We start from the raw sequence: 7,422 nt of genomic DNA, 5'->3' as shown, positions 1-7,422 counted from the left end.
CCAGCATATTGCGATCCCTGGCCGGTGAAGAGGAAGGCCGTTTTGAACGGCCTTGCCCCCAGCGGCAGCGCCGGGCGCTCACCATCGGCGCCTGCCTCGCCCTCTTGCAGCGCAGCCAGACGCGTGGACAATTCGTCGATGGTCGCGGCGCCAAGCGCAAGCCGATAAGAGAAATGCGAACGTCCTGTATTGGCCGTGTAGGCAATGTTTGCCAGGTCGGCATCGGGATGGCTGATGAGCCAGGATTGATAGCTTGCCACCAATGCCTGCAGCGCCGACTTGGTCTTGGCTGACAGCGTCAGCAAGTGCAAAGGCCGTTCCGCTGCTGGCGCATGCGCTGCCGGCGCCGGCACTGCTTCCAGCAGCACATGCGCGTTGGTGCCCTGGAAGGCAAAGCCGCTGACGCCGGCAATGCGCCGCCCCGCCGGCCATGGTTGCTGGGCACTGAGCACCTTGACATGCATATCGTCCCAGGCAATGTGGGGCGACGGCGTATGGAAGTGGAGTTGTCCCGGCATGCAGTCGTGCTGCATGCCAAGCAGCACCTTGATGACGCTGGCCATGCCAGCTGCCGCTTCCAGGTGGCCGATGTTGGTCTTGACCGAGCCCACCATCAGCGGCTGCTCTTTGCTGTGCGCCACACCCAGCACATTGTGCAAAGCCTGGATTTCAATCGGGTCGCCCAGACGGGTGCCGGTGCCATGCGCTTCCACATAGCGCACCTCACCCGGTTCGATCTGGGCCTGTGCCAGTGCGGTCGCAATGACGCGCTCCTGGCTCGGGCCGTGTGGCACGGTCAGGCCGCCCGAGGCGCCATCCTGATTCACGGCCGAGCCGCGAATAACGCCATATACGCGGTCGCCGTCACGCCTGGCATCTGACAGACGCTTGAGTACCAGCATGCCGCAGCCCTCGCCGCGCACATAACCATCAGCGGCGGCATCAAATGTCTTGCAGCGGCCGTCGGGGGCCATGAACCTGCCCCGGCTAAAATAGATGGTCAACTCCGGCGTGAGGATGACGTTGACGCCACCGGCCAGGGCCAGGTCGCATTCGCCATTCAACAAGCCGCGCCGCGCCTGATGCAGGGCTACCAGCGATGAGCTGCAGGCGGTATCAATCGCCAGGCAGGGGCCTTCCAGTCCCAGCACATAGCTCAGTCGCCCGGCCGCCGCGGAATGTGCCGTGCCCGTACCCATGTAAGTACCGATGGCTTGCTCGCCACCACGCGCCATCAACTGGCTGTAATCGTGAGAACTCATGCCGACATAAACGCCGGTGCTGCTGCCCGCCAAAGCCGCCGGCGCTATACCGGCATCTTCCAGCGCGTGCCAGCTCATCTCCAGCAGCAGACGCTGCTGCGGATCGAGTTCAATGGCCTCGCGCGGGGCAATCCCGAAGAAGGCCGGGTCGAACTGGTCGATATCGCGGATGAAGCCGCCATAACGGGTGCTCATCTTGCCCAGCGCGTCCGGGTCGGGATCATAGTAGGCATCTATGTCCCAGCGCGCCGCCGGCACTTCGGTAATGGCATCGGTGCCCTCGGTCAGCAACTGCCAGTACGCCGCCTGGTCGAAGGCGCCAGGGAAGCGGCAGGCCAGACCGACGACCGCTACCGCATCGCTCTCGATCACCGGCGCGCTGGTGTGCAGCGGCACCGCTTTGCTGTGTACCAGCATCCCGAGCTGACCTGCCAGGTGGACGGCCAGCTTGTGCAGGGTGGGATAGTCGAAGGCGATGGTGTTGCCAAGGGTGACACTCTCGCCCAATTGCTGTTTCAGGCGATTGCGTAGCTCCACGGCCATCAGCGAGTCCATGCCCAGGTCAAAGAAGCCCGTTTCAGGATCGGGTAGCTGGGGTAGACGCAGGATCGCTTGCAGCTCGCGTTGCAAATGACTTTGCAAGAGGGATTGACGCCCAGCGGCGGGCACTGCGCGCAACTGCAGCAGCAGCGCACTGTCGGCCGCGGCCTCTTGGGGCAACAGCAGGCTTAGCAAGGGGCGCGTGAGGAGATTGGCGCGTTGCCCCAGGCGTGGCCAGTCCGCTTGCAACACCGCCGCACAGGGCAAGCCGGCTGCCAGCACCTGCGCCAGCGCCTGCTGCGCCTGCGCGACCGGCAGCAGCGCCAGACCCATTTGCGCCAGGTTGGCGCGCACGGTCGCCGACTGTGCCATTCCACCTCCGGACCACGGGCCCCAGGCAATGCTGGTAGCGCACAAGCCGTGCGCGTGGCGATGCTGGGCCAGCCCGTCAAGGAAGGCATTGGCGGCGGCATAGCTGCTCTGCGCAGGAGAACCGAGCAGGGCAGCGACCGAGGAATACAGCACAAAGAAATCGAGCGGCAAGTGGCGGGTAGCCTGATGCAGGTGCAGCGCGCCCTGCACCTTGGGCGCAAACAAGCGCGCAAAACGCTCCGGGCTCTGCTCGGTCACCAGGCCATCGTCCAATACGCCGGCGGCGTGGATCACGCCGGCCAAGGCTGGCAACTGCTCGCCAAACTGGGTGATCAACTCCCGCACTTGTGCCTCATCGGCGACATCGGCTGTCTGCACGTCGATCTGGCTGTCCCACTCAGCGGCCAGCGACAGAATGCGTTGCCGGGTAGCGTCGTCGGGCGCACGGCGGCTTACCAGCACCACGTGCCGGGCGCCCTGTTGCAGCAGCCAGGCGCAAGCTTCAACTCCCAATGCCCCCAGGCCGCCGGTGATCAGATAACTGCCTTCTGGACGCATGTCCGGTGCCGGCGCCGGCGGCAGTGCCAGCGGCGTCAGCCGCGGCACCAGGATCTGCGTGCCGCGCAGCGCCAGTTGTGCTTCGCCCTGATCCAGCAAAGCCCTGCCGAGGGCGTCGCCCGCGGTAGCGGCCTCGATATCGATGAGCTGCAGGCCCAGTTGCGGTTGCTCGCTCTGCAAGGCGCGTCCCAGGCCCCACAAGGCCGTCTGTTCTGGCCGCACGTCGGCCTGGTCGCCCACGGCAATCGCTTGCTGCGTCACCAGGGTCAAACGACAGGCGGCCGGATTGGCGCGGGAGAGCAAGGTTTGTGTGACGCGCAGCACGGCTTGTACCGCTTCGCTGAGGCTTGCATCCATGTCCTGGGCGGCAGGCGCCAGCAGCAGCACCTGCAGCGGCAATGCCGATTCGGCAGAACCGTCAACGGCCGTAGCGGCCTGTGCCAGCTGCGTTTCCATGTTGCGCCATTCGCTTGACCAGACTTGCCCACCGAGGGCGGTCAGTTGCGCAATCAGCGCGGCGCCCTGGTTCGCTTCACCCAGCACCAGCCAGCGGCCAGCGGCGGCATCTGGCGGCACATCGGCCACGGCCATATCCTGCCAGCGCACGCCATGCAGCAGGCGCGCAACACCGCTGCCGAGCTCGCGCAGCATCGCCTGGCGCGGCGCGCGCTTGATGACAAAGCCGGTAATGCCGCCAAAGACCAGTCCTTCGGCATCGGTGAAGCGCAGATCAAGCGTGACCGTCTGCGCCCGGGCGTCGGCGGCGACCCGCACGGCGTAGCAAAACAGGTGCGCCGGGGCCGAGCGCTGCAGGGAGATATGGCGATACTGCAGGGGCAGGTACAGCATCGCCTCCTGGTCATCGCCCAAGGCGCCCAGGCCGGCTTGCGTGCACGCATCAAGCAGCGCCGGGTGGATGGGTTCAATGTGCGTGCCACTGGCCAATTCCGCCGGCAGGCGCAGTTCTGCCAACGCCTCGCCGGCGCCCCGCCACAATTGTTTGATGCCCTTGAAGGCCGGACCCAAGTCCAGCCCCAGGCTGATGAACCGCTCATAGACTTGCTGCATCGGCTGCGGCTGCAGGCGCGCGCGCAGGGCATCCAGATCAAGCTGCACTGGCGTTTCGGCGCATGCGCCCATACGGCCATAGCTGTGCAGTTGCCAGTCGGCCTGTGCATGTTGCGCCCGACTGTATATCCGGAAACGCTGCTCGCCAGCCTGGGCGAGCGCTGCATCGGGCTGGATGCGCAGTTGCACATCGCACGCTCCGCCCACGATCAGGGGCCGCTCAAACACGACGTCGTCCAGTTGCGCAGCGCCACCCTGCGCCGCCAGCGCCATCGCAGCAAAGCCGGCGGCCGGCATGATGACCGAGTCATAGATCCGGTGCTGCGCCAGCCAGCCGCCGTCGGCATGCACGCTCTGGCTGTACAACGTATCCCCGTCCGCCAGCTCCAACTTGACGCCCAGGAGCGGCGAGGCGTCTGGTGCGAGCAGCTCAGGCGCAGCAACGCTCGCACGCGTGACCGCGCCCGCCGTGCTGCCCTCAACCCAATAGTGCTGGCGCTGGAACGGGTAAGGCGGCAAGGCGACCTTTCGCCGTTGGGGATAGGCTTGCTCGAAGCCGCGCCAGTCGATGCTGGCGCCACGCTCGTACAAAGCCCCAAGGCTGGCCAGCAGCACTTGCCAGTCTCCCTGCCCCGGACGCAGCGAGGGCAGCCACGTCGCGCTCTCTTGCGTCAGGCACTGCCGTCCCATGCCCAGCAGAACCGGGCGGGGACCGCATTCAAGGAAGATATCGCACCCTTGCACTTCCAGCGCTGCCATACCGTCAGCAAAGCGCACCGGCGCCAGGATGTGCTCGCACCAGTATGCCGCCGTGGCAATGGCGTCCGTGGCGACTTCGCCGGTGACATTGGAGATGACAGTGAGCGCAGGTGCTGCATAGCGGATCCTGTTCGCCACCTGCTCGAACTCGGCCAGCATCGGCGCCATCAGCGGCGAGTGAAATGCGTGCGACACGGAGAGCGGCGTGCAATTGATCCCTTGCGTCTCGAGCTGCGCCACCAGCGCCTGCATGGCCGCCTCCGGCCCTGACAGCACCGTGCTGTCGGGGCCATTGATGGCGGCCATGGCAATCGCCGTCTGCCCGGCGAGCACGGGGCGCACCTGCTCCTCACCGGCCATCACGGCGACCATCACGCCACCAGAAGGCAACTGCTGCATCAGACGGCCGCGGGCGGCAATCAGGGCCAGGCCATCTTCCAGCGAGAACACGCCGGCGACGCAGGCCGCCACGTATTCGCCCACGCTATGGCCCATCACCGCATCGGGCACGATGCCCCACGAGCGCCACAGCTGGTGCAGGGCATACTCCAGCGCAAACAGGGCCGGTTGCGTATAGGCGGTCTGGTGAATCAGCTCGGCATCCTGCTGCGCCGGATACAGCACCTCGAGCTGGGGCCGCTCGTGGTGCGCGGCCAAGATTTGCGCGCACTGCTCCAGCGCCGCCCTGAATACCGGCTCGGTCTCGTACAGCTGCCGTCCCATGCCAGCATATTGCGATCCCTGGCCGGTGAAGAGGAAGGCTGTCTTGCCGCCATGCACTGCGCTAGTGTGATCCCCTGCCTGCCTACGCGCGGCCAACTGCTCCGCCAGCGATGGGGCCGAATCGGCCACCACGGTGATGCGATGCTCGAAGTGCGCCCGTCCGGTGCTGGCAGTGAAGCAGATATCGGCCACACCATTCGGCTGCGCCTGCGCCAGGACCTGCTCATACGATTGCGCCAGCGCCTGCAAGGCCTGCGGCGTCTTTGCCGACAAGGCCAGCAGGTGCAGCGGACGCTCCGTCGTCGTCGCTTCCCGGTCCGGCACCGCTTCTTGGTCAGGCGCCTCTTCCACGATCACATGCGCATTGGTGCCGCTGAAGCCAAAGGAACTGATGCCCGCCAGGCGGGGCTCTTGCCCCTTGGCCCAAGGCTGCGCCTGGGTCGGAATCCGGATCGGCCATGCCTTCCAGTCGATGTAGGGATTGGCCTGGCGCAGGTGCAGATGGGCGGCGATTTCTTCGTGCTGCAGCTGCAGCACCACCTTGATCAGGCCGGCCATGCCGGCCGCCGCTTCGGCATGGCCAATGTTGGTCTTGACCGAACCGACCACCAGCGGCCGTTCGCTGCTGTGGGAGGGGCCAAACACCGCACCCAGGGCGCCCACTTCGATCGGGTCGCCCAGCGAGGTGCCGGTGCCATGCGCTTCCAGGTAACTGATCTGGCCCGGCGTCACCTGCGCCGCCTGCAAGGCTTGCCGGATCACCGCTTGCTGTGCCGGCCCGTTGGGCACGGTCAGGCTGCTGGTATGACCATCCTGGTTGACGGCCGAACCACGGATCACGGCCAGCACGCGGTCACCATCGCGCTGCGCATCCGACAGCCGCTTGAGCAATACCACCCCGCAGCCTTCGGAACGCACAAAGCCGTCGGCGCTGATGTCGAAGGCCTTGCAGCGGCCATCGGTGGACAGCATGCGGGCCTTGCTGAAATTGATGGCCATGAGAGGCAAAAAGATACGGTTGACACCCGTGGCCAAAGCGACATCGCTCTCCCGGTTGCGCAGCGACGTGCAAGCCAGGTGCAGCGCTACCAGCGACGAGGAGCACGCGGTATCAATCGATATGCAGGGGCCGGTAAGCCCAAACAAATAAGACAGGCGGCCAGCGGTGGTGCTGTGCGCATTGCCGCTCGCCAGATAGGCATCAATTTTCTCAAGTCCTTGGCCCAACAGGAGGTGGATATAGTCATCGCTGCACACACCCACATACACGCCGGTGGTGCGAGCAGCGAGGTCGGCAGTGGTCATGCCGGCCGATTCGATGGCTTCCCACGCGACTTCGAGCAACAGGCGCTGCTGCGGGTCGAGCGACTGTGCTTCGCGCGGGGCAATGCCAAAGAAGGCGGCATCGAAGTCCTTGAGATGATCCACAAAGCCGCCATAGCGGGTGGTGGCCTTGCCAGGGGCAGCAGGGTCAGCATCGTAATGCGCGTCGACATCCCAATGCTCGGGCGGCACCTCGGAGATCGCATCCCGGCCCTGCTGCAGCAATTGCCAGTACGCCTCCGGATCGTCAGCGCCGCCGGGAAAGCGGCAGCTCATGCCGACGATCGCGATCGGCTCACCCTTGGCGTCTTCAATCGCATCGAGCTCGGCCTGCAGCGCGTCGATTTCCAGCAGCGCCTGCTTGGTCAAAGACAATTCTTCTGGATCGGGCAAGTCACTCATGTAATGCCACCTCTTATCTTCAAGTTTTAGTTCGCTTTTTAAATCTCTCGCGTAACAATTGTTCGGCATTGGTCTCCGACAGTTCCTTTACCGTCAGTGTCCGAGCGGACGCCTTTTTTATTTCCGACGCCCGGGCAGACGCCTTTTTCTCAAGCTGTTCCTGTAAATGGCTGCCAAACGCGCCTCCTGACGCAGCCTGTTCGGCATCGCTAACCGGCAGGTCAGGTTGGCGGCCAGCGGCAACATCTGGCGGCACAGCGGCCACGTCCTGCCAGCGCACGCCGTGCAGCAGGCGCGCAACACCGCTGCCGAGCTCGCGCAGCATTGCCTGGCGCGGCGCGCGCTTGATCACAAAGCCGGCAATGCCGCCAAAGACCAGTCCTTCGGCATCGGTGAAGCGCAGATCAAGCGTGAC

The 7,422-nt window shown here is 65.2% G+C and carries 2 protein-coding genes; both read right to left on the bottom strand.

Features of this window, described 5'->3' with window-relative positions:
• Nucleotides 1-7,007, bottom strand: a 7,007-nt coding sequence (locus tag Q7T64_RS10695) for a type I polyketide synthase (protein ID WP_304795329.1), incomplete at its 3' end; no start/stop codon positions are given.
• 19 nt (nucleotides 7,008-7,026) lie between these two features.
• Nucleotides 7,027-7,422: hypothetical protein (locus Q7T64_RS10690; protein WP_304795327.1), on the bottom strand; the 396-nt coding region annotated here is incomplete at its 5' end.

The organism is Lacisediminimonas sp. (assembly GCF_030645335.1).
Taxonomy (GTDB): domain Bacteria; phylum Pseudomonadota; class Gammaproteobacteria; order Burkholderiales; family Burkholderiaceae_D; genus Lacisediminimonas.
Note: the sequence above shows the minus strand (reverse complement) of the source record. Positions and strands in the feature narration are given on the sequence as shown.